This window comes from Exiguobacterium sp. AB2 (assembly GCF_000696055.1).
GTDB classification, from domain to species: Bacteria; Bacillota; Bacilli; order Exiguobacteriales; family Exiguobacteriaceae; genus Exiguobacterium; species Exiguobacterium alkaliphilum.
In genome coordinates, this window is the sequence record NZ_JNAA01000025.1 from 1 (window position 1) to 22970 (window position 22970).

The 22970-nt window shown below is 54.5% G+C and carries 19 protein-coding genes; 17 read left to right on the forward strand and 2 right to left on the reverse strand.

What is annotated here, in order from left to right; genetic code table 11:
- Nucleotides 1-154 precede the first annotated feature (154 nt).
- The 11 genes from acnA to DI14_RS03925 all read left to right on the forward strand — a co-directional run bounded on the left by acnA (nucleotide 155) and on the right by DI14_RS03925 (nucleotide 12843).
- Nucleotides 155-2869, forward strand: a complete 2715-nt coding sequence (gene acnA / locus DI14_RS03875; RefSeq protein WP_034805435.1) for an aconitate hydratase AcnA — start codon at nucleotides 155-157, stop codon at nucleotides 2867-2869.
- A 107-nt stretch (nucleotides 2870-2976) separates the two neighbouring features.
- On the forward strand, nucleotides 2977-3465 hold the full coding sequence (locus DI14_RS03880) for a DUF3939 domain-containing protein (protein WP_235193387.1): 489 nt from the start codon (nucleotides 2977-2979) through the stop codon (nucleotides 3463-3465).
- 126 nt (nucleotides 3466-3591) lie between these two features.
- Complete coding sequence (locus DI14_RS03885) at nucleotides 3592-5157, forward strand: BCCT family transporter (protein ID WP_034805437.1); 1566 nt, start codon at nucleotides 3592-3594, stop codon at nucleotides 5155-5157.
- 104 nt (nucleotides 5158-5261) lie between these two features.
- Entirely contained in the window at nucleotides 5262-5945 is a 684-nt protein-coding gene (locus DI14_RS03890) for a hypothetical protein (protein ID WP_034805442.1), read from the forward strand.
- 57 nt (nucleotides 5946-6002) lie between these two features.
- On the forward strand, nucleotides 6003-8264 hold the full coding sequence (locus DI14_RS03895) for an AAA family ATPase (protein ID WP_034805445.1): 2262 nt from the start codon (nucleotides 6003-6005) through the stop codon (nucleotides 8262-8264).
- Between the two features lie 30 nt (nucleotides 8265-8294).
- Entirely contained in the window at nucleotides 8295-8714 is a 420-nt protein-coding gene (locus tag DI14_RS03900) for a thioesterase family protein (protein ID WP_034805448.1), read from the forward strand.
- A 75-nt stretch (nucleotides 8715-8789) separates the two neighbouring features.
- On the forward strand, nucleotides 8790-9680 hold the full coding sequence (locus tag DI14_RS03905) for a D-alanyl-D-alanine carboxypeptidase family protein (RefSeq protein WP_034805451.1): 891 nt from the start codon (nucleotides 8790-8792) through the stop codon (nucleotides 9678-9680).
- An 11-nt stretch (nucleotides 9681-9691) separates the two neighbouring features.
- Entirely contained in the window at nucleotides 9692-10306 is a 615-nt protein-coding gene (plsY, locus tag DI14_RS03910) for a glycerol-3-phosphate 1-O-acyltransferase PlsY (RefSeq protein ID WP_034805454.1), read from the forward strand.
- 223 nt (nucleotides 10307-10529) lie between these two features.
- The gene (locus DI14_RS03915; RefSeq protein ID WP_034805457.1) at nucleotides 10530-11300 is read left to right on the forward strand and encodes a DeoR/GlpR family DNA-binding transcription regulator; all 771 of its coding nucleotides are present in this window, start codon (nucleotides 10530-10532) and stop codon (nucleotides 11298-11300) included.
- 16 nt (nucleotides 11301-11316) lie between these two features.
- On the forward strand, nucleotides 11317-11979 hold the full coding sequence (locus tag DI14_RS03920) for a copper homeostasis protein CutC (RefSeq protein ID WP_034805460.1): 663 nt from the start codon (nucleotides 11317-11319) through the stop codon (nucleotides 11977-11979).
- 60 nt (nucleotides 11980-12039) lie between these two features.
- A complete protein-coding gene (locus tag DI14_RS03925; protein ID WP_235193388.1) occupies nucleotides 12040-12843 on the forward strand; it encodes a DUF975 family protein in 804 nt (267 codons plus the stop codon).
- Between the two features lie 154 nt (nucleotides 12844-12997).
- Here the strand turns inward: DI14_RS03925 and DI14_RS03930 are convergent, their stop codons facing one another.
- Together DI14_RS03930 and DI14_RS03935 are read right to left on the reverse strand one after the other, a co-directional pair.
- The gene (locus tag DI14_RS03930; RefSeq protein ID WP_034805463.1) at nucleotides 12998-13870 is read right to left on the reverse strand and encodes an NAD(P)-dependent oxidoreductase; all 873 of its coding nucleotides are present in this window, start codon (nucleotides 13868-13870) and stop codon (nucleotides 12998-13000) included.
- On the reverse strand, nucleotides 13867-15600 hold the full coding sequence (locus DI14_RS03935; protein ID WP_034805467.1) for an ABC transporter ATP-binding protein: 1734 nt from the start codon (nucleotides 15598-15600) through the stop codon (nucleotides 13867-13869). Before DI14_RS03935 ends, DI14_RS03930 begins: the two co-directional genes overlap by 4 nt.
- 104 nt (nucleotides 15601-15704) lie before the next feature.
- Here DI14_RS03935 and DI14_RS03940 point away from each other — a divergent pair, with 104 nt between their 5' ends.
- From DI14_RS03940 to DI14_RS03965, 6 genes are all read left to right on the forward strand, one after another.
- Nucleotides 15705-16811 (forward strand): exonuclease SbcCD subunit D, encoded by a 1107-nt coding sequence (locus DI14_RS03940; RefSeq protein WP_034805469.1) that lies wholly within the window; start codon nucleotides 15705-15707, stop codon nucleotides 16809-16811.
- On the forward strand, nucleotides 16808-19819 hold the full coding sequence (locus DI14_RS03945) for an AAA family ATPase (RefSeq protein WP_034805471.1): 3012 nt from the start codon (nucleotides 16808-16810) through the stop codon (nucleotides 19817-19819). The genes DI14_RS03940 and DI14_RS03945 overlap by 4 nt, the downstream gene beginning before the upstream one ends.
- Nucleotides 19820-19825: 6 nt before the next feature.
- Nucleotides 19826-20614 (forward strand): aminoglycoside N(3)-acetyltransferase, encoded by a 789-nt coding sequence (locus tag DI14_RS03950; protein ID WP_235193389.1) that lies wholly within the window; start codon nucleotides 19826-19828, stop codon nucleotides 20612-20614.
- A 20-nt stretch (nucleotides 20615-20634) separates the two neighbouring features.
- Nucleotides 20635-21522, forward strand: coding sequence for an alpha/beta hydrolase (locus tag DI14_RS03955; protein ID WP_034805473.1), 888 nt, complete (start codon nucleotides 20635-20637; stop codon nucleotides 21520-21522).
- 259 nt (nucleotides 21523-21781) lie between these two features.
- Nucleotides 21782-22015 carry a hypothetical protein gene (locus DI14_RS03960; RefSeq protein ID WP_152545861.1) on the forward strand — a complete coding sequence of 78 codons (234 nt, stop codon included), beginning with the start codon at nucleotides 21782-21784 and terminating at the stop codon, nucleotides 22013-22015.
- Between the two features lie 74 nt (nucleotides 22016-22089).
- Nucleotides 22090-22944 carry a sulfite exporter TauE/SafE family protein gene (locus DI14_RS03965; protein ID WP_369792694.1) on the forward strand — a complete coding sequence of 285 codons (855 nt, stop codon included), beginning with the start codon at nucleotides 22090-22092 and terminating at the stop codon, nucleotides 22942-22944.
- The last annotated feature ends 26 nt before the right edge of the window (nucleotides 22945-22970 follow it).

Consider the following 22970-nt stretch of genomic DNA (forward strand, 5'->3'; position numbering starts at 1 on the left):
CAACCGAAAATGGAATTTTGATAAGTTTTACTTATGACTAATTTGTGACGGAATGTATTTTACGTCACGCTATAGTTGTATTATGATAAACATGTGATAAGTAAGCGATTACGGCAACTGCCGACGTCGCCGCTTTCAAAAAGGGGGAAATCGTATGGAACAAACGAACGTGTTAGACGCTTTTTCATCGCGGACGAAGTTCGAGGTGAACGGGCAAGCGTATGACTATTACCGACTTAGAAAACTTGAAGAAGATGGAGTGACTGAACTCAGTCGTCTTCCATATTCGATTCGTGTCTTGCTCGAATCGGTGCTGCGCCAACAAGATGGCCGTGGCATCACGAAAGAGCACGTCGAGAACTTGGCTAAATGGGGTACAGCCGAGGTGTCGAAAGATATCGACGTCCCGTTCAAACCGGCCCGCGTCGTCCTTCAGGACTTCACAGGCGTCCCGACCGTCGTCGACCTCGCCTCACTCCGTAAAGCGATGGCTGACCTTGGGGGAGACCCGAACAAGATTAACCCGGAAATCCCGGTCGACCTCGTCGTCGACCACTCGGTCCAAGTCGATGCGTATGGTTTCGCCGGCGCACTCATGAAAAACATGGACATCGAGTTCGAGCGGAACGAAGAGCGCTACAAGTTCTTACGTTGGGCTCAAACGGCGTTCGACAACTATCGTGCCGTTCCACCAGCGACCGGAATCGTCCACCAAGTCAACTTGGAGTACTTGGCGTCGGTCGTCCTCGAGAAGAATGACGGAACGGGCAACGTCGCGTATCCGGATTCACTCGTCGGAACGGATTCGCACACGACGATGATTAACGGTCTCGGTGTCCTCGGTTGGGGTGTCGGTGGGATTGAAGCCGAAGCGAGCATGCTCGGTCAACCGTCATACTTCCCGGTACCGGACGTCGTCGGCGTCAAAATCATCGGAGAAGTCAACCCAGGTGTCACGGCGACCGACGTCGCGCTCGTCGTCACAGAAATGCTCCGGAACGAGAAAGTCGTCGGCAAGTTCGTCGAGTTCTTCGGTCCATCGCTTCACACGATGCCGCTCTCAGACCGGGCGACCATCGCCAACATGGCGCCTGAATATGGTGCGACGTGTGGCTTCTTCCCGGTCGACACCGAGACGCTCAACTACATGCGCACAACGGGTCGCCCAGAAGAATTGATCGACCTCGTCGAAGCGTACTCAAAAGCGAACGACTTGTTCTATACACCGGATCAAGCCGATCCGTCGTTCACGAAGACGCTCACGCTCGACTTGTCGAAAGTAGAGCCGTCGCTTGCTGGACCGAAACGTCCACAAGACCGCATCAACTTATCAGACCTTCAGACGGCATTCGTCGACAGTGTGACGGCACCAGCCGGACACAGCGGCTTCGGTCTTGAAAAAGCTGAGCTTGAGAAGACGGCAGCTATCAACTACGCAGATGGCGCTGTCGACATGCGTACGGGTGACGTCGCGATCGCAGCCATCACAAGCTGTACGAACACGTCTAACCCATACGTCATGGTTGGGGCAGGACTTGTTGCGAAGAAAGCCGTCGAACGCGGTCTCACGGTTCCAAAATTCGTGAAGACGTCGCTCGCACCTGGCTCGAAAGTCGTTACCGACTACCTCGACAAAGCCGGCCTCACGCCGTACCTCGACCAACTCGGTTTCAACACCGTCGGTTACGGATGTACGACATGTATCGGAAACTCGGGTCCACTCGACCGCGAAGTCGAAGACGCAATCACATCGAATGATTTGCTCGTCTCATCGGTCCTCTCAGGGAACCGTAACTTCGAAGGCCGCGTCCACCCGCTCGTCAAAGCGAACTTCTTGGCGTCACCGCCACTCGTCGTCGCGTACGCGCTCGCTGGATCGGTCAACTTCGACATCATGAACGAGTCGTTCGGAACAGACAAAGATGGCAACGAGGTCTTCTTCAAAGACATCTGGCCATCAAACGATGAAATCAAGATGGTCGTTCAAGACGTCGTCTCACCAGAAGCGTTCCGGAAAGAGTACGACACAGTGTTCACAGGAAACGAGCGTTGGAACGCCCTCGATGTGCCAGAAGGCAACTTGTATGACTTCTCGGACGAATCGACTTATATTCAAAACCCGCCGTTCTTCGAGAATCTCGAGCCGGAAGCGGGAGAAGTCCACGCGTTGAACGGACTCCGCGTCATCGGGAAGTTTGCTGACTCGGTCACGACCGATCACATCTCACCAGCCGGCGCGTTCTCGAAAACGACACCAGCCGGCCAATATCTTCAATCGAAAGGTGTCGCACCGCTCGACTTCAACTCGTACGGCTCACGCCGCGGGAACCACGAAGTCATGATGCGCGGTACGTTCGCGAACATTCGCATTCGTAACCAAGTCGCACCGGGCACGGAAGGCGGCTTCACGACGTACTGGCCGACTGGCGAGATCATGCCGATGTACGATGCGGCCATGAAGTATAAAGAGCAAGGCACAGGCCTCGTCGTCTTCGCTGGAAACGACTACGGCATGGGCTCGTCGCGTGACTGGGCAGCCAAAGGAACGAACCTGCTCGGCATCCGTGCCGTCATTGCGCAAAGCTTCGAACGGATTCACCGCTCGAACCTCGTCATGATGGGCGTATTGCCACTCCAGTTCATGGACGGGGAGTCAGCCGACTCTCTCGGACTCACAGGCGAAGAAGCGATTGACATCCAAGTCGACGAGTCGGTCCGCCCACGTGATATCTTGAACGTCAAAGCAACGCATGAGAACGGCACGGTGACCGAGTTCAAAGTCATCGCTCGGTTCGACTCTGAGATTGAAATCGACTACTACCGTCACGGCGGCATCCTACAGATGGTTCTTCGTGACAAATTGAAGTAAACATGTTGACCTTCCTTTGAAAAAAGGAAGGTTTTTTTTGTGAATGTGCGGAATTAAGGTGAGAGGCCCATCGATATCGGGAACAGGATGAGGAGAGGGGGGAGTGTATGGAGCGACAGACGAAATCAGGGAAAAGCTGGTGGCAACGCTTGATGCAAAAGGAAGAGGTCGTAGAGCGTGACGTCGACATCACGCTATCGGAACTCAGACAGGCGATTCATGAGTACGAACAGACGCTACCGAAAGGGGTCAACCGGACCGTCTTACTCGATGATACACAAGAAATCGACATGACGCGGTTGAAGCGGCATCTGCCCGGCAAACCGAGACAGCGGTTTTTCATGTCGAAAGAGACGTTTTATATCGTTCCAGAAGAGGAGCGGGACATCGTTTATGAGATGGACCAAGTCCAACGGGCACTCGACCTGTATATGGAACAAGAACAGAAATTACCGCTCCGCAAGTTTCAACAGACGATGCAACTCGATTTGGCACGTCTACGAGAAGGCGGTTATTTGAAAACGCTACCGAAGCGCCCGTATTATGTCGTTGACGAGACGTTGATTGTCTCGCTCGAGCCGAAACCACCTGAGTGACGTTCACGTTCCGTCACTCTTTTTGGTTTCATTTAATACAGGTCGAGCGGTTGTGGATGGTTTACAAAGTATGTTACGGTGGAAAACGTATATGAAAATAAGAAAATTGAATAGGAGTGACTACTAATGAAAAGGAAAGGCCAAGTGACGACCGTTTTCATCGTTTCAGCTATCATCACGGTCTTGTTCACGATTTGGGGAATCTTTCCGGAGCGCCTCCTTGGCAATGCCAGCCTATTGAACGTGACGACGACCGTTCAAGGATGGCTCTCGAACGGCATGGGCTGGTTTTACTTGCTCAGTGCGACCGGAATTTTGCTCGTTGCCGTCTTTTTAATTTTTTCGCGCTTCGGCTCGATTCGGCTCGGAAAAGATACGGATCGTCCCGACTTCGGTTACATGACGTGGTTCGCCATGCTATTCAGTGCCGGGATGGGAATCGGACTCATCTTCTGGGGGGCGGCCGAGCCGCTCCTCCACTTCCACAGCCCGCCATTTGAATCGCCGACTCTTGAAGGCGACGCCCGTACCGCGATGCGCTACGCGTTCTTCCATTGGGGCTTCCATCCATGGGCGATTTACGCGATGATCGCACTCGCCATCGCCTACTCGACGTTCAGAAAAGGACGTCCGGCGACAATCGGAGAGACAATCGGGTCGCTCGTGAATGATCGTTATGAGCGTCCTGTTAAACAGACGGTCGACATCCTCGCGGTCATCGCGACGGCATTCGGTGTCGCGACGTCACTCGGGTTCGGGGCGCAGCAAATCGCAGGGGGTCTTCACTATTTGATTCCAAGCGTACCGAACGCGTTCTCGACGCAACTGATTATCATCGCTGTCGTGACGGTGCTCTACATGATCAGCGCCTCGACCGGCCTCGAGAAAGGGATTCGGATTTTAAGTAATACGAACATCTTCCTCGCCATCGTCTTGCTCGGGGCGACACTCATCGCCGGACCGAGCGCGTTCATTCTCGACCTGTTCACCCAGACGATTGGGACGTACGTCCAACAGTTGTCGTCGATGAGTTTCCGGACGGCCGCACTCGAACCGGTCGAACGCGAATGGATTAACGGCTGGACGATCTTCTATTGGGCATGGTGGATCTCGTGGTCACCGTTCGTCGGAACGTTCATCGCCCGTGTCTCGAAAGGGCGGACGATTCGCGAATTCATCATCGGCATCTTGCTCGTCCCGACCTCGTTCGGACTGCTTTGGTTCTCGGTATTCGGCGGTTCGGCGATCTGGGCGGACTTGTTCGGCGGACAGAGTCTGATTACGGCCGTCAACGAGATTGGAACGGAAGTCGGACTGTTCGCCTTGTTCGAGACGTTCGGAGGGTTCGGTACGTTGCTCAGCATCATCGCCATCTTCCTCATCTCTACATTCTTCATCACGTCGGCCGACTCGGCGACGTACGTGCTCGGGATGCTCACGACGAACGGGAAGCTGATTCCCCCGATGCGCATCAAGTTGACGTGGGGCTTCATTCAGTCCTCGATTGCCGCCGTGCTCCTTTACGCTGGTGGACTGAGCGCGTTGCAGGCCGTCGCAATCCTAGTGGCGTTCCCGTTCATTTTCGTGCTCATCTTCATGATCATCGCCTTGTTCAAAGACTTGTCGGATGAACCGGATGAGCGTGACAAATGGATTGATGCGTATAAAAAAGAAGAAGATAAGCTCGGATAATGAAATGAGGGTCTCCATGCGAGACCCTTTTTTGGTCGTAAATATTTTGCATGACCTCCACGCTAGTGTAGGATAGTAAGTGAAGCATAATGGGAGGGCATGAGATGAAACAACAAATGAAAAAACGTCTGAGCTGGGTGATTGGGGCTGGCATTCTCATCATCGGTGCCTTGCTCATCTACAACCTTTATTCATTATTCAACTTTACGGATGACGAAGGCAGAGAGAACCGCACGGAGCCATTCTACACGTCAGTCATCATCGGCTATGAAGAGAAAAAGCTACCGACTGAAGGCGAGACACTAGAGGTACGCGACTACCTCGTCACATATGATGAAAACGGACACTTCGTTTCGGAAGTCGTCTCAGGTCCGAACGTCGGAGCGAAAGCAGAATGGGACGGCTCGATCTACCGCGAATTAAATCCGGAAGGTGAGGAGACGATTCGTCAAGAGACGACGTCGGGCGCGGTCGCACCTCATCCGTTCCTGTCTCGAGCGACGAACGAACAGATCCGTAGATGGCTCGATGACGGCTCGCTCGGTTCGAGTGAAGGAGACGTCGAGATTATCGGTCGTACCGCGCAAGCGTTCGTCAAGACGGAAACGGCAGAATCGGTCCCGGCTAAATGGATTGAACAATATCCGTCCATCTTCAGTGAAGAAGGAAACGAGGAAGCGGTCACGTACTACATCGATGCGAACGAGCGGATTTTGCTCGCCGCAGAATCGCGTAATAACGGGAAGTTGTTCCACTCGATTCGCATGACGTCTTTTGAATCACGATAAATCGGCTAGGAGCAGACTGAGACGTCCGCTCCTTTGTCGTCTGAAAGGAAGAATGGAATGAAACAAATCAACTTGGACCAGGTACAAGCGGACTTATCGCGTTGGGAGACTGGCGAAACCGTCGACGAGGCCGCTTTATTATCTTACGCCCATTGGTCGCGGGCCACTGGACAACGTGACGAATTGGCTCGCACGTTGACGTTACTCGCGACGAGACGGTTTCGGGAGACGGGCACGATGGACCCGCTCCTTAACCGTTGGATGAAAGAACTAGAATCAATGCACGCCTTACCGGCAGAACTCCGGGTCAGCCAATTGAACGAGAAGTTACGCCGATTCCGGCAGACGCTCCAAATCGAATGGCCGACACTTCGTGAGGCCGATTATGCGTCCATGAAAGTACAGATTTTGACCGACTATGAGGCGAAGACGTCGAGCCTGCTCGATCAGTTGGACCAACTTCACGAGGAAGTCGAACGGGCGAAGTCTGATTTACGCGACTCGGAATTCAAGCATCAGCTCGAGCAATTGTCCGACGCTGTCGTCGACGCGACACAGGAAGTCGCAGCGCTCGAGGACGATACGGCATCGCTTCTCGCTTCGATGCAAGGCAACTATTTCAGTCGCGAGGCGTTCCGTCGCTTCAATGAGCGCGTCACGACCGTAAAGTCGAGAATCGGGACGATTATCGGATTACTCCCGGAACAAAAACGCGAGACGAAGTCGAGCGGCATTGAGAAGTTGGAGACGATGATCGGCTTGACCGACATCAAAGCCCGCGTCAAATCGTGGTATCGCTTTTTACTGTTTCAACAGGAGCGAGAAAAAGCCGGCTTCTCATCGATTCATCAACCGTCACTCCATCTCGTCTTCACCGGGAATCCCGGGACGGGCAAGACGACGCTCGCTCGGTTGATGGCTGAGATTTACTTTGAACTCGGACTTCTCAGCCGTCCTGACGTCATTGAAGCCGATCGCTCGAGCCTTGTCGGTGCGTTCGTCGGACAGACGGAAGAACAAGTGATGAATAAAGTGAAAGAAGCCGAAGGTGGCGTCTTGTTCATCGATGAGGCGTACGCGCTGAAGCGCCAGGACGCGAGCGGAAGTGATTATGGACAGGCCGCAATCGACACGCTCGTCGCCGCAATGACGAGCGGTGAATTTGCCGGGAAGTTCGTCGTCATCTTGGCCGGTTATCCGGAAGAAATGCGTCATTTCCTTCTCGCCAACCCTGGTCTGCGGTCGCGATTCCCGGATTCCAACCATTACGAGCTCCCGAACTATTCCGACGAAGAGCTTATCGCGATCGGTGAAAAAGTGGCCGATGACAACAATTACGTCCTTACGGCCGAAGCAAAACGGGCGCTGCTTGCGAGACTAGATCGACAGCGTGTCGATGCGACGTTCGGGAACGCGCGCACGGTTCATAACATCTTGCTCGATGCGATGTTCCAAAAAGGATCTCGCTTCGGTGCGAACGCACCACTTGATGAGATGGCGATATTGACCGAACTTGATTTCGTTGAGCCTCAGTCTGAAGAGGACCGTGCGCTTTCTGTTGATGACCTTGTCGGCATGGCGGAAGCGAAACGACAGCTTCAGGAAATCGAGGCGCTCATCACCGTTCAAAAACGCCGACGTGAGCTCGGACTGAAGACGGCGCCAGTCGAACTTCACGCGACACTCGTCGGCAACAGCGGGACCGGAAAGACGACGTTCGCCCATCTGTACGCCCAGCTGCTTAAAAAGACGGGCTATCTGAAGCGGGGCCATTTGAAAGTTGTCAGCCGTGCCGACCTCGTCAGCGGATACGTCGGTCAGACGGCACAGAAGACAAAAGCCGCAATTCGTGACGCGCTCGGTGGTGTGTTGCTCATCGATGAGGCGTATAGTTTAAGTGGGGGCCCGAACGATTATGGCAAAGAGGCGATTGACACGCTCGTGGACGAGATGCCGAAACACGGGGAGAACTTGGTCGTCGTGCTAGCCGGTTATGAGGCACCGATGCGTCGATTGATTGAATCGAATCCAGGGCTCAGCAGTCGAATTAAACGAAGCATTCACTTCGAGGACTATTCGATTGCCGAGCTTGTCGAGATTGCAATCCGCTACGCCGAGAAATTCGGCTACGTGATGGACGAGGACGTCCGCAGCGAAATCGAGAATCGAATCAGGCAGATGGAACGGCCGAACGCCCGCATGGCCCTGTCACTCATCGACGAGGCGATTGCAAGGCAGTCGTATCGACTTGTCGGCCAAGACGTGTCAGAAAGTGATTTCAACCAACTGTTAGTAGTAGATATTAGTACCAAGTTATAATATAATGATGTGGAAAGTGAGGACGATTTAATGCATACGATTCAAATTCCGGTTCGTTATCAAGAGACTGATATGATGGGGATCGTCTACCATGCGAACTATCTCGTCTATTTAGAGATAGCAAGAACCGAACTCTTGCGTGAACTCGGCGTCGAGTATAAAGACATGGAACAGGCGGGCTTCGTCTCGCCGGTCACGAACGTATCGGTCGACTACAAGAAAAGCGTGACGTTCGGTGACACGGTCAACGTCCGGGTGTGGGTCGACAGTTATTCTAAAATTCGTACCGTTTACGGCTATGAATTGACCGACCAGGATGGTCATTTGGTCGGCACCGCGAAAACGACACACGTCGTCGTCAAACAAGGCGACTTCAAGCCCGTCCGTCTCGACCGTGAGTTCCCGGAATGGCACGAGATGTACATGCGTGTCATGAGTCCCGTCTCATAACAGTGGTTCTTTTGTACCATCAGTATGGTATCATATCTTGACGGTACTTTTTGTATATAGAAAGGGGAAGATCGCATGCGAAACCCATCGCAATGGATGGTGTGCTGCGCCTTGACGCTCACGTTAGTGGGCTGTACCACCAGCGAACAACCCGCAACGAATGAACCGGTGGAAGAGCCGGTCGTGACGGAGGAAGAACCAATGACGCCTCCAGTAGAAGCACCGGAGTCGAACGATGAAGAATCTGATACACCAGATACAGAAGTGACAGAAGAGCCGCCTACCGAAGAGGAACCGCCAGCGGAAACACCAGAAACGACGCCTGAAGAAGAGGCACCTCCGGTTGAACTCGTACCGAAAGAGCCGCTGCAAACGAACGGTCAAGCAAATTTGGCCCTCGATACCCTCATTCTCGTGAATAAACAAATCGCGCTCCCGAGTAACTATAAACCGCAAGACCTCGTGACCCCGAACATCGACTTCGTCGATTCGGCCACAGGGGACCGACGCATGCTCCGTCAAGAGGCGGCGTCTGGCATCGAGGCTCTCATGACTGCCGCGAAAACGGCAGGGATTGATTTAAGAGGTACGAGCGCCTTTCGTTCTTACGACTATCAAGTCCAGCTATTTAATGCATATGTCGCGCGCGATGGAAAAGAACAAGCGATGAAGTATTCAGCGCCGCCGGGTCATTCGGAACATCAGACCGGACTCGCGATTGATGTGTCGAGCGCCTCGGTCGGTTATCAATTGACGCAAGGGCTCGAACAGACGAAAGAAGGCAAGTGGCTTGCCGATAACGCCCACAAATTCGGATTCATCGTCCGTTACCAGCGGGCTTTTGAAGATGAGACGGGTTATATGTATGAGCCGTGGCATTTACGTTACATTGGGGTAGAGCATGCGACGAACGTCAAACAGATGAACGTCCCGTTCGAAGAATACCTCAAGCAATTAATGGACTAAGGGGATTTGCGATGCCTTATTTAACAGAGATTTTCATTGTATTGATTAGCTATTTACTCGGGGCTGTCCCGTTCGCGCTCATCATCGGCAAACTCGGATACCGGGTCGATGTCCGTGAGCATGGAAGTGGCAACTTGGGCACGACGAACACGTTCCGTGTGCTCGGCAAACGGGCCGGAACGCTCGTCTTGCTCGGGGACATGGGGAAAGGGCTCCTCGCCGCATTGCTCCCGCTTCTGTTCGGAAGTGACATGAGCTTGCTTTTAGCCGGAATCCCGGCCATCATCGGCCATTCGTACCCGATCTTTGCGAAATTCAAAGGTGGCAAGTCGGTTGCGACGAGCGCTGGCGTCTTGCTAGCGGCGTTCCCATGGTTTTTCCTCGTTGTCGTCTCGACGTTCCTATTGACGCTTATGATTTCAAAGATGGTCTCACTCTCGTCGATGGCGGCATCCGCAGTCGGACTCGTGACCGTGACCGTATATGGATTGATGACGAGAGACTGGTTACCGCTCGTCGTCATCGTTCCGCTCGCCTTGTTCATCATCATCAAGCACCGCTCGAACTGGCAACGCATTCGTTCTGGGACCGAGCCGAAAGTGCCATTGTTTCAAAAGCGAAAATAATGCGAATACGGAGATGGATCGTTCAATGACCTCCATCTCTCGTGTCCTCGATTCTTAGAGCCAAGCTTAACAAGCTTGGCTCTTTTGTGGATTTCTGTTGATTTTAACGAAAATTCACGAAAAACATGTTGGATTTGCCCGTTCTTTACCTTCCGTTTACGTTAAATTTACATCCGTTCGCTACACTAAGAAAGGAAACGAATATTGCGGAGGAGGCAGGCTTGTGTCTTTAATAGGAGAAGAACGTAAACAAAAGATTGTCGAGTGGATTGAACGGGAAGGAAAAGTGAAGACGAGTGAATTGATTGAACGATTGAACGTCTCGGGGGAGTCGATTCGTCGTTATTTAGAGGAGCTCGAGAAAGAACATCGGATTAAACGTGTTTACGGCGGCGCCGTCTTGCATCAAAGCGTCTCGTTCCAACCGATGATGATTTCCAATATGGACGGGATTCGCCGCATCGCCTATACGGCGTTCCAACTCGTCGAAGATGACGCGCTCCTCTATATCGGTCACGGTGTCGCGCCCGAGCAAGTCGCGGCCCGGATGCGTGGACGGAATTTGACGATCGTCACGCCGTCGCTCATGGTCGCGAAAGCCCTGTTCGAACAGCGGGCGAAAGGTGTCTTCACGGGTGACGTCCAGCTCCTCGGCGGCACCATCGACCCGAAACATCTCGTCACGGTCGGTGAGCAAGTGTTACAACAGCTGAAGGCATACGTGTTCGATGCCGCCTTCCTGTCCGTCGAAGGGGTCGACCCTACGCTCGGGCTGACGTGCGACGCGTACGGGCTCGCCACGGTGTCACAAGCGGTCATGCAGCAGAGCCGTACGTGTTATTTGCTCGTTGACCATACCCAGTTCAATCAACAAAAGCGGTATCGGGTCTCGGACTTTTCAATGGTGACGACGATCATCTCCGACTTCCCGGAACCGACGGATTGGAAGCGCGACCTTGCAATCCACGAGGTCGATTGGCGCTTTGCCCCATAACAAAGGAGGAGTTTGAATGATTGAAGTCATCGTGACTACGTTAGAAGAAGCGAAACAAGCAGAACGTTTTGGAGCGGACCGGCTCGAGTTAATTGCCGATTTCCCTTCAGGCGGCACGACACCGAGCTTCGGGACGATTCGAAACGTGGTCGAGCATGTTTCGATCCCGGTCCATGTCATGATTCGTCCGCACGCGAACTCGTTCGTTTACAGCGAGGACGATGAGGAGACGTTGCTCGCGGACGTCGGGCTCTGTCGCGAACTCGGAGCTGCAGGAATCGTCTTCGGCGCATTGACGGCTGACGGGAGCCTCGATGAACGGATCCTTGGTAAAGTTATCAAGCATAAAGGGGACATGGCGCTCACGTTCCATCGCGCCATCGATGAGGTGAGAGATATACTCGCCGCCGTCGAGGTATTAAACGATTTTCCTGAAGTCGATCACGTCCTGACGTCCGGTGGAGCCGCGACGGCACGAGAAGGAATCGATTCGCTCAAGGCGATGCGTGAGACGGCCGAGATGAACATCTTACCCGGAGCCGGTATCGATGCGAATAATGTACGCGAACTGATGGAGACACTTGACGTCTCATTCGTCCACGTCGGGTCCGGGGTCCGGACTGACGGCGCGCTCGATGAGTCGAAGTTCCGACAGTTGCGCGAACAAATGAGGCAATGAAGCAGTCGTTAGACTGTTTTTTTGCTATAATGAAAAAAACGATATAATGTAGGTGACGTTATGCAGGCTTCCGTATATAAACAATTTGCTTTACGTATGCTCTCTGGAAATTGGGGCATCGCGATCTTTGCGGCCATCGCAACGATGCTCGTGCAAACGGTCGTCACGTCGCAACTCGACCTCTCGGCTGATGCGACGCCGGACGTTCTGTTCACATCGATTCTATTGTTGTACAGCTCGCTCGTCCTGCTCGCCCCGCTCGAATTGGGCCGGAACTGGATTTATCTCGACATCGCGAAAGAAGACAAACCGACGCTCGGCTTGCTATTCGATTCGTTCGGATCGCTCAGACAGTATGTGAAGGCCGTTGGTTATTACGCGGTGTTCTATCTTGGGTTGAATCTCCTCATGTTGCTCTTGATCGTACCGGGTGTGTGGTTTTATTTAACGTTTCGCATGGTCCCGTTCATCTTGCGTGACCAACCCGACCTGTCCGTTCTCGCCGCCATGAAAGTGAGCAAGCGACTCATGGACGGTAAAAAGCTCGTCATGCTCAAGCTGCTCGCGAGTTATATCGGCTGGTACGTACTCGTTTTAGTGACAGGCGGACTCGCCTTAATCTTCGTCCAGCCTTATCTCGAGACGGCACTCGCGGGGCTCTACTTGGAAATCAAAGCAGAAAAAGACGCAGCACAAGAAAAAAACGGTCAGCTGAGCATACGCGCAGCTGACCGTTTTTTCATGTGTCATGACGATCTGTCTTTTGAGGATCGGGTGCATCATCGAACGCTTTTCGCTCCTCGCTCGATGCTTCCGCGTGCCATTTTTTTGCTTGTTCGGTGGCAATCGGGATGGCTTTTTTAGGAGAATATCCTTGGGCGAGCAAGGCGTTGGCGATATCGATGGCTTTCTTTTTGACGAGCGGGTCAAAGTTCTTCAACGATTGCGGATAGTCCTTCATGTTCCATGGCATGGACATTCGCCTCCTTCACTCACTTAATTCCACGCATCCCTCATTTCAAACGTCTTGATGTAGATAGTACTCAATCAGCGCCTGTGTCCCGTTATCCCCATAGCCGTTCTCTTGAAGAATCGTATACAGCTTCGAGGCGAGCTCGAGGCTTGGCAGTTTCACGTTCAGCTGCTCGGCACTCGCTAAGGCGAGCCCCATGTCTTTGATGAAGTGTTTGATAAAGAACCCTGGCGAGTAATCCTCTTGAATCATCCGGGGGACGAGGTTCTCGAGCGTCCAGCTCCCGGCCGCGCCGCCACGGATCGTCTGACGCAACTGCTCGGCGTCGAGCCCGGCTTTTTTCGCGAACGCGAGCATCTCGACGTTGCCCATCATGATGCCGGCGATGGCGATTTGGTTCGCGAGCTTGGCATATTGGCCGCTCCCGGCATAGCCCATCCGCTCGATCGCCTGACCCATCGCTTCAAACAAGGGACGCGCCTTCGTGAACGCGAACTCCCCACCGCCGACGAGGATGGACAGCGTCCCGTTTTTCGCACCGACGTCACCGCCCGTGACCGGGGCATCGAGCGGGAGCAAGCTCCGGTCGATGGCCGCCTCGGCGATGCGTTCGGCGAGGATTGGGGAAGACGTCGTCATGTCGATGACGAGCGTACCCGGTTCAGCCGATTGAAGAATCATCCCTTCGCCGAAATAAACTTCCTCGACGTCGGACGGATAGCCGACAATCGTGATGACGGCATCGGCCCCGGCGCAGACGTCAGCGACGGTGTCGCACCACGTGACGCCCGTCTCGAGTAAAGCGATTGCTTTCTCTTTTGTCCGTGTATGGGCCTGGACGTGGAATCCCGCTTTCATCAAGTTCCTGACCATCGCTTGTCCCATGACCCCGAGTCCGATAAATCCGATTGTCTTCATACTGATTGACCTCCTAATTGTTGTTGCGTGACAAGTTTTTCATAAAGTGCGTTATCTCGTAACAGTTGTTGATGCGTGCCACGACCACTAATCGCACCGTTCTCGAGAACGATAATCTGTTCGGCGTGTTGTACCGTCGACAGACGGTGGGCGATGACGAGCGTCGTCCGGCCGCGCATGAGCCGGTCGAGCGCCTCTTGGACGAGCCGTTCCGACTCGGAATCAAGGCTCGAGGTCGCCTCGTCGAGAAGCAAGATTTGCGGATCGCGTAGAAGCGCTCGGGCGATGGCAAGTCGCTGACGCTGCCCACCGGACAACCGGACCCCACGCTCCCCAATCTCGGTATCGAGCCCGTCTGTCATCGCCTCGATGAAGAGACGGGCGTTCGCCATCTCACACGCCTGTAAAATCTCTTCCTCGGAGGCGTCTAGTTTCAATCCGTACAAGATATTGTCACGGACCGTGCCCGATAGGACAGGCGAGTCTTGCGCAACGTAGCCGATGATTTGGCGCCAATCGTTCCGGCCATATGTTTGAATGTCTCGACTGCCGTAAGTGATTCGCCCTGACGTCGGCAGATAGAATTGTTCGACGAGCGCGAAGAGCGTCGTCTTGCCGGCTCCGCTCGGTCCGACGATCGCTGTCGTCGCCCCGAACGGAACGGTCATCGACAGCTGTTTGATGATGGGTGTCTCACCATATTGGAACGTCACATCCTCAAAGGCGAGTGACGCCTGTTGAATCGATTCCGCCCTGTCCGTATAAGGTTCTGCTTCCACGAGAAGCAGTTCTGAAATCCGTTCGGTCGCACCGCGCGCCTTTTGGAGACGCGTCAAAAACTCCGACATCGTGATAAGCGGCGTGATGATTTGGAACAAGTAGAGCATGAACGCGAGGAGTGACCCCGTCGACAGGGCACCGGTCGAGACACGGTACGCCCCGAAGCCGAGGATGGCGATGAGCATCGCCGTCAGCGTCACGTTAAGTAGCGGGATTAACAGCGCTTGAATGCGTCCTTCTTTTACCCCGTAATTGAACAGGAGCTCAATCCGGCGTTTTCCTTCTGTCACTTCTTCCGGCTCCGTCGCTTGCGACTTCACGAGGCGAATCTCGCCGAGCAGTTCGGCGAAGAACCCGGACAAGGCACCGAGTTCGTGTTGTGTCTTTTTGGCGATGACGCGCAACTTTCGGCCGAGCGGGATGACGATGAGCAGTGTCGTCGGCACAGAGAACAGGATGACGAGCGTCATCTGCCAATCGAGCATGAACAAGATGCCGACCGCCCCGATGATCGAGACGAGTGAGGTCAGCAGACGGACGCTCTGCTCGGACAACAGTTGTTGGAGCGTCGTCGTATCGTTATTGAGCCGCGAGACGAGCTCGCCCGACTTGATGCCGTCGTAAAACGGGATCGGCAACGCGACGAGCCGTTCCCATAACGTCGTCCGTAAGTTCGCGACGACGCGCTGACCGACAATATGTAACCAATAGATTGAAATCGCGCTCGAGATGACTTGGACCAAAAACGCCACGATGAAGATGGTGACGAGCCGTGCATCGAGCATGGCGACGCTCCAGTTGTCGACGACACGTTGCAAGATGAGCGGGATGGCAAGTGAGGCCATCGCTTGAACGAGCGAGATGAGGATTGCCCCGATGAATAACGCTTTCGGAGGCTTGGCGATTCGAAACAGTCGAACGAATGACCGCCATGTGGTCGTAGATTCCATCACACGACCCCCTTTCCATTTAACTTTCGCTGTTTCGAAATGAAGTGTCAAGACGTCGAACTGGATTACCGAATAATGATAGAATAGATACGAGGTGAAGTGACATGAAATGGATACATACGGCCGATTGGCATCTGGGCAAGATCGTCCACGGCCGCCATATGACAGAAGACCAACGGATCGTCTTGTTCGATTCGTTTTTAACCATCGTCGATGAGGAGAAACCGGACGCGATCGTCGTCGCGGGAGATTTATACGACCGCGCCGTGCCGCCGGTCGAGGCCGTCGATTTGCTCGACGAGATGTGGAAAGCGCTCGTCTTAGAACGAAACATTCCCGTCCTCGCCATCGCCGGCAATCACGATTCAGCAGAGCGCTTGCAGTACAGCTCGAAACTGTTGACGAAAGTCGGGCTCCATATCGTCGGAAAAGTTGAGCCGGATACGGGACCGCTCGAAGTCGGCGGTGTCCCGTTTTATTTGATGCCGTTCCTCGAGCCGGCGCGGATTCGTTACGCTTTTCATGACGACTCCATTCGGACGCATCACGATGCGCTCGCCGCGGTCGTCGACGCTTACGGCGACATCGATAAACGAGCGGTCGCCGTCGGCCATAGCTTTGTCGCGGGCGGACTCGAGACCAATTCTGAGCGTCAACTGTCCGTCGGGACGGCCGGACAAGTCGCGAAAGGCTTGTACGCCCCGTTCGGCTATACGGCACTCGGTCATTTGCATAACCGGGACGCGATTCAAGATGACCGGATCGCGTACAGCGGTTCGCTCATGAAATACTCGTTCTCCGAGGCGAACCATGTCAAATCGGTCGATATCATCGAGTGGGACGGGACGTGGACGCGCCGGCGTCGCCCGCTCGAGGCGCGACGGGATCTTCGCATCTTGACCGGGACGTTAGATGAGCTGCTCGCCCCGTCATTCTATCAAGACGAGGCTGTGGAGGATTATTTGAAGATTGTGTTGACGGATGAGCGCGCCTTGTTCGACCCGATGGCGAAGCTGCGCACGGTTTATCCGAACATTCTCCATCTCGAGCTCGAACTGTTGCGCCGTCAGGACGAGACGTCACGCGTCGAACGGGAGAAGCTCGACCGTCGTTCGGTCGAGGACGTCTATCTCGACTTTTTCAAAGCTGTACATGGGAAAGACGCTGACGCACATGTCCGTGAACTGACCGAAGGGGGTGGTCTGAAATGAGACCTGTCAGCCTGACTATCACCGCATTCGGCCCTTACGCCGAGACGGAAACGATTGATTTCACGAAACTTGAAGGGCGTTCGATGTTCGTCATCAGCGGACGCACAGGTGCCGGCAAGACGACCATCTTTGACGCGATGACGTTCGCCCTATACGGCCGGGCGAGCGGGTTGCTTCGAAACGCGAGCGACTTTAGAAGTCAGTATGCGGATCCGGAGCGGAAGACCGAGATCGACTTCTCGTTCACGATTCGAGACGAGCGGTACCGCATCGTCCGTCAGCCGCAGCAACCGCATCCGAAGAACAAGACGCCGATCCCGCACGAGGCGGTGCTCTATGAATGGAACGACGCGTGGAAACCTGTCGCGACGAAAGTGAACGACGTCGAACAGACGATTGAGTCGCTCCTGCAGCTCAATTATGAACAGTTCAGCCAAATCTTACTGCTTCCGCAAAATCAGTTCCGGCAACTGCTCGACTCGGATTCCGTCAAGAAACAACAGATTTTACAGTCGATCTTCAAGACGGAAGCGTATCGCGCGTTCCAAGAGGAATGGGTCGAACGACATGGGAAGTATCGAAAACAGGTCGAGTGGGCGATCGAGACGACGCGGTTAAAACTGTTAGAACTTGAAGACGAGGAGATCGAAACGGTTGCGATGCGGAACGTACCGGATATTGTCACGTGGCTTGAGGATAGGGAAGAACGTCTGTTACAAACGAAAGACACGGTGCAGCTAGAGAAGCGGACGGCTGAGATCCGACTCGAGGAAGCACGGACGCATTTGAATGAGGCAACGGTACTACTCGCGTTAATGGAAGAGCGGGATACGTACCGTAACGCGCTCAACACGTTCCGTGACGCAGAAGAGGATCGCGTGAGACGACGTGCCTTGATTGAGCGGCTCGAGAAAGTCGTGACCATCCAACCGCACTATGAACGGTTCGAGACGCTTCGGCGCGATGCCGAGCGCATCAAAAAAGACCGCATCGAATCTCAAAAGCGTGACGAGACGTATGCGGCACAGCTTGAGACGTTACATGAACAATCCGACAAGATGACGGAGCTCCGCCAAGAAGCCGAACGGGCGAACAACCGATTGACTGACATCGCTGAATTGCTACCATATGTCGAGGAATGGCAACGCGCGACAGAAAAGCGGACAGCGTTGAAGCGACAGGTCGAGCAACTCGGTGTGTTCACGGACGAGGCTCGCTTAGTTGAGCTACGTGACCTGGAACAGAAGCTCGCGAAACAGCTTGAAGACAAGCCTGCGACTGAACAACTCGTCGAAGCGGAGCGGCGCTACAGTCAGCTCGAGTATCACAGCCACCTCGTTGAAAAATGCGAGCGTGTCGCCAGCGAGCTCGCCGCTTGTGAGCGGAACGGGAAAGACGTGCAGCGTCAACATACAGCCCAAACCACGCTTGTCGAGCGTTTCGTCGAAGCCGAGCATGCGCTCATGGCGGACACGCTCCGGGACCGGCTCAAGGCGGGCGATCCGTGCCCGGTTTGCGGTTCACGTAGCCATGAACCTGTCGAAGGTTCTGGTGGAAGGGCGAACGTGACCGAGCATCAATTAGCGATCGAAACGCTCCGGCGGCTCGACACCGCGCTCCATGAGGCACGCGCCGACTATCGGGCGCTCAAGCGCCAACTCGATGAACTCGTCAATGAGCGCGACACCGCTTCCGAAGCGTTACAATTCCACGGTCCGGCGGGCGAGGCGCTCAAACATCAAGCGTCTCTCGTCCAAACACTCCGGGGCGATGTCGAAGAGCGTAAGCGCCTCGAGGCGACGTATCGGACGACCACGCAGGCGGTCAGGAAACTTGAGACCGCCAAGCGAGAGCAGGCGGAGAAGCGGCAATCCTTATTCGAAGCGTTGCAATCGATTCAAGAAACGTTACAGACGATGCGACAAGTGGACGGCATGACACGCACCACGTTGACGACTGAACGCGACCAGCTGACGTTACGACTCCAAGCCGTTACGCGTGAGGTCGCGGAGTATGAGCGTCGACTTGAAGAGGTCAATCGTCTGAAGTGGGGGGAAGCCGAACGATTCCGATTGCTCACGGAACAGCTCGAATTCGAGGAACGCCGGTTAAACGAAGCGCGGGCGCAACTCGACGAGGCACTTCAGAAAATCGAGTTGACAGAAGACGCATTCTTACAGGACCGGACGCTCGTCGACACGTTGCCGACGTTAAAAGAACGTCTCGCCAAAGAGCTCGAAGAGGCGGGGCGAATCGAACACGCCCTGCAAGCAGTGGAAGTGAAGATCGGGGCGCGGCCACGTCCTGAGGTCGAAGCGCTTAAAGAACGCGTCCGAGTGGCACAGGAGGAGAACGAGTCGCTCTCCGAACGTCTCGTCACCGCTGACGTCCACTTGAAACGTCACCGCCAGACGGTCCGCGAGTGGAATGCGCTTCGTGAACAAACGGATGCCGACGTCAGACGGCTTGAGACAATCAAGTTGATCGCCGATACGGGGCGCGGCGTGAACCCGCAGAAGCTGACGTTCGAGACGTACGTCCAGACGGCGTTCTTCGACCAAATCTTACATGCGGCCAATATCCATCTCGATCAAATGACGAGCGGACAGTTCCAACTTGAACGAAAAATCGAGACGGCAAAAGGAAATGCGAAGTCCGGCCTCGAATTATTAGTCTTTGACGCCTATACGGGCCAGTCGCGGCGTGTGCAAAACTTATCCGGCGGTGAAGGCTTTAAAGCTTCCTTGTCACTCGCCCTCGGCCTAGCTGAAGTCGTGCAGCAATTGAGCGGTGGCGTCAGCCTCGAGACGATGCTGATCGATGAAGGTTTCGGGACACTTGACGCCGAATCGCTCGACCAGGCGATTGAGTTGCTCATGTCGCTCCAATCGAGCGGTCGGCTCGTCGGGGTGATCAGCCACGTTCAAGAGTTGAAAGACCGCGTCGATGCCCGGATTGAAGTGAAGAAAACAAGGAGCGGGTCGACGATCCAGCTCGTCGTGGAGTGAGAGATGATGATGAGACATATGGAAACGAAATCGAGTTTAATCAGTCAGTTGCAAGCAGCCGGAATTCGACGAGGAGACGCGCTGTTCGTCCACACGTCCCTATCGAAGCTCGGTTGGGTATCGGGCGGAGCCCAGACAGTCATCGAAGCGTTGCAAGAGACCGTCGGACCGGAAGGGTTACTCATGATGGCGACCCAGACCGGGGACAACTCGGACCCTGCAGGCTGGGAGGCGCCGCCTGTGCCGGTCGAATGGTGGGAGACGATACGTGAGACGATGCCGCCCTACGACCCGAAAAAGACGGCGACGCGCGGAATGGGTCGTGTCCCCGAACTGTTCAGGTCGTACCCGAATGTGTATCGCAGCCAACACCCGATGTGGTCCGTCGCCGCTTGGGGAGACGACGCCGAGCAGGTCGTCTCCGGTCATACGCTCGATGCGGGCTTTGGACCGGGCTCCCCGATTGAGAAGATGATTGAACGGAACGCAAAAATCCTTCATCTCGGTTCACCGCTCGATGCGACGACGCTCTGGCATTATGCCGAGTACGGGATTGACGGTCCGATGAAGCCGTTCGGTTGCGCGATGGTCGAGTCAGGGGAGCGGGTATGGAAGACGTTTGAACATGTCGACGTCAACAGTGACCCGTTCGGTCCGATCGGTGAGAATATCGTCAAACGAAAAGACGTCAAGACGTTCACGATTCACGAGGCGACGTGCTACGTCATCCCGTCGGACACGTGGGAGCCCGTCCAACACGCGCTCGTCGCGTTGCGTAGCTGGCTATCTGACTAACAATGGAGAGGGGAAATCGGATGAACCGTTTTGTGAAGTATACAGGAATCGCGCTGGCCGTCATCGTGCTCGTCGCGTTCCTCGCTGTCGTGGGCATCTCGGCCCATATCGGCGACCAATTGACGTCACCCGTCCGTGAGACGTTGACGTTCACACCGAAAGCGCTCGACATCAAGTATGAGAACGTGACGATTCAAGCGGAGGATGGCAGCGACTTGTACGGCTGGTGGATCCCGCACCCGACACCACGGGCGACAATCGTTTTCGCCCACGGGTATGGAAAAAACCGCGAGCAGTCGGATTTGCCACTGAAAGAACTGATCCCGGAGTTCCATAAACAGGGCTACCAGTTCTTGACGTTTGATTTTCGGGCGTCAGGCATCTCGGAAGGCGACCGCGTCACGGTCGGGGCGAAAGAACAGTCCGACTTACAAGCGGCCATCGCCTTCGCGAGGGAGCGGACTGATGGACCGATCGTCTTATACGGCGTCGCGATGGGAGCGGCGACGGCGCTTGCGACGGCCGATGAGACAGCGGTCGCAGCCGTCATCGCCGACAGTCCGTTCAGTGACTTGCGTGCGTATCTCGAGACGAATTTGCCGGTGTGGAGCGATTTGCCGAACTTCCCGTTCACTCCGGTCATCATGACGGTGACGCCGTGGTTCACCGGACTTGATGTGGATCTTGTCAAACCGATTGACGACGTCGAAAACATCGATGCGCCGATTCTCTTGATTCATGGAAGAGGGGACGACGCCATCCCAGTGTCAGAGAGCGAACGGTTGGCCGAACGAAACGACCAAATCGAGTTATGGGTGACCGATAATGACGGTCATGTCGCCTCGCATAAAACGTTCCAAGCTGAATATTGGGAGCAACTGTTCGATTTTTTAGAGCGGGTGCTCTGAACGTGGAGTCTAGGGTAGCCTAGACTCTTTTCGTTCAGTCTGAAGTACCGTATAGGAATGGAAATCGATTGGAGTGATCAGATGGCGAAGATTCATCAAGCGGACGTGACGATTGAACTGTTCCCAAGAAAGTATTCAGAGAAAGGGGAAGACGTGTTCATCGCCTCCATGTTCACGATCGAGGTAGAACAGAGATTCATCTTCAATTTTTTATGGATCATTGCTCCTCGAGTCAGAGTTTCAAGATTTATTGTCTGGTATGAGAGAATTGTTAGATGGCACGTCGGAGAAGTTTTTGCTCGATCCAATCGAACCATATTTCGTCTTAAGGATTGAACGGAAGGCGGACGATTTGTATAAATGGACGGTTTGGGCGAGGACCGGACCGAAGCGGGTGGATGCATTCTTCTTCCCGAGAGAGGCGGTGGAACGGTTTTATGGGCAGTTGGAGCAAGAGATGACGGAAATCTTGCCGCCACCGTTCTTGCCGTAATTCACATCAGAGACGCAGATAGCGTCTCTTTTTGTTATGATTAGTAACGAGAAGGAAAGAAAGAAGGGACCAAAATGGACATCATGGCAATACTCTCGTTTCTACTGCTTGGAGCGCTCATCGGGATTTTGAGCGGATTCTTCGGCATCGGGGGCGGGATTTTACTCACGCCGCTCCTGCTCGTCTTCGGCTACGAGGCGAGTGCGGCCATCGCGCTCAGTCTCATGCTCACGCTCGGGTCGACGACGGCGGGGACGATCTCCCATATCAAATTAAAAAACGTCAATCCGAAACACGCCCTCTTGATCGGTGCGTTCGGGGTCGTCGGGACGTGGGTGGCGACACCGCTCGTGTTTTATCTCGAGACGCTCGACGGGGCGAAACCCGTCATCTCGCTCGCCTATATCGCACTGTTGACGTATTTCGCGATCTCGTTTTTCCGTTCCAAACAACACGTCGAAGGGAGTGTCGGCTCCGAATCGGTGCCGCGGATCGGATTCATCGGACTGTTCGGCGGATTCATCTCGTCACTTATGGGTGTCAGCGGTGGCTTCGTGTTGACGCCACTTCAAGTCAAGTTACTCAACACCGAGATGAAACGGGCCGTCGGGACGAGTATCGCGGCAGCGCTATTGATCGTCTTGTCCGGTGTCGTCAGTTATGCGATTGCCGGGGCTGATACGAACTATTGGCACGGCCTTGCGCTCATCGCTGGCGCGATGATCGGCTCTCCGATCGGTGCGAAGCAATTGCAACGGTTCAGTTCTCAACTCGTGAAAAAAGCGCTCGGTGGCTTTTATGTCGCCGTCGCGCTCAGTGTGGCGTTGAACTTGCTCGGATTCAATGACATCTCGCTCGGGCTACTCGTCGTCCTCGCACTGACGTTCATCGTGGCGTTGTTCGTTCGTCCGAAAACAGCAGCTAAGTAGAAGAAAAACCCCGTCAACCGACGGGG

What these genes read in the sequence shown, in the direction of transcription:
- DI14_RS03955 (WP_034805473.1), top strand. Translation starts at nt 20,635, where the DNA reads ATGAACCGTTTTGTGAAGTATACAGGAATCGCGCTGGCCGTCATCGTG.
- DI14_RS03930 (WP_034805463.1), bottom strand. Translation starts at nt 13,870, where the DNA reads ATGAAGACAATCGGATTTATCGGACTCGGGGTCATGGGACAAGCGATG.
- DI14_RS03965 (WP_369792694.1), top strand. Translation starts at nt 22,090, where the DNA reads ATGGACATCATGGCAATACTCTCGTTTCTACTGCTTGGAGCGCTCATC.
- DI14_RS03920 (WP_034805460.1), top strand. Translation starts at nt 11,317, where the DNA reads ATGATTGAAGTCATCGTGACTACGTTAGAAGAAGCGAAACAAGCAGAA.
- DI14_RS03880 (WP_235193387.1), top strand. Translation starts at nt 2,977, where the DNA reads ATGGAGCGACAGACGAAATCAGGGAAAAGCTGGTGGCAACGCTTGATG.
- DI14_RS03940 (WP_034805469.1), top strand. Translation starts at nt 15,705, where the DNA reads ATGAAATGGATACATACGGCCGATTGGCATCTGGGCAAGATCGTCCAC.
- DI14_RS03925 (WP_235193388.1), top strand. Translation starts at nt 12,040, where the DNA reads ATGCAGGCTTCCGTATATAAACAATTTGCTTTACGTATGCTCTCTGGA.
- DI14_RS03900 (WP_034805448.1), top strand. Translation starts at nt 8,295, where the DNA reads ATGCATACGATTCAAATTCCGGTTCGTTATCAAGAGACTGATATGATG.
- DI14_RS03945 (WP_034805471.1), top strand. Translation starts at nt 16,808, where the DNA reads ATGAGACCTGTCAGCCTGACTATCACCGCATTCGGCCCTTACGCCGAG.
- DI14_RS03905 (WP_034805451.1), top strand. Translation starts at nt 8,790, where the DNA reads ATGCGAAACCCATCGCAATGGATGGTGTGCTGCGCCTTGACGCTCACG.
- plsY (WP_034805454.1), top strand. Translation starts at nt 9,692, where the DNA reads ATGCCTTATTTAACAGAGATTTTCATTGTATTGATTAGCTATTTACTC.
- DI14_RS03890 (WP_034805442.1), top strand. Translation starts at nt 5,262, where the DNA reads ATGAAACAACAAATGAAAAAACGTCTGAGCTGGGTGATTGGGGCTGGC.
- DI14_RS03885 (WP_034805437.1), top strand. Translation starts at nt 3,592, where the DNA reads ATGAAAAGGAAAGGCCAAGTGACGACCGTTTTCATCGTTTCAGCTATC.
- DI14_RS03895 (WP_034805445.1), top strand. Translation starts at nt 6,003, where the DNA reads ATGAAACAAATCAACTTGGACCAGGTACAAGCGGACTTATCGCGTTGG.
- acnA (WP_034805435.1), top strand. Translation starts at nt 155, where the DNA reads ATGGAACAAACGAACGTGTTAGACGCTTTTTCATCGCGGACGAAGTTC.
- DI14_RS03950 (WP_235193389.1), top strand. Translation starts at nt 19,826, where the DNA reads ATGATGAGACATATGGAAACGAAATCGAGTTTAATCAGTCAGTTGCAA.
- DI14_RS03960 (WP_152545861.1), top strand. Translation starts at nt 21,782, where the DNA reads ATGAGAGAATTGTTAGATGGCACGTCGGAGAAGTTTTTGCTCGATCCA.
- DI14_RS03935 (WP_034805467.1), bottom strand. Translation starts at nt 15,600, where the DNA reads ATGGAATCTACGACCACATGGCGGTCATTCGTTCGACTGTTTCGAATC.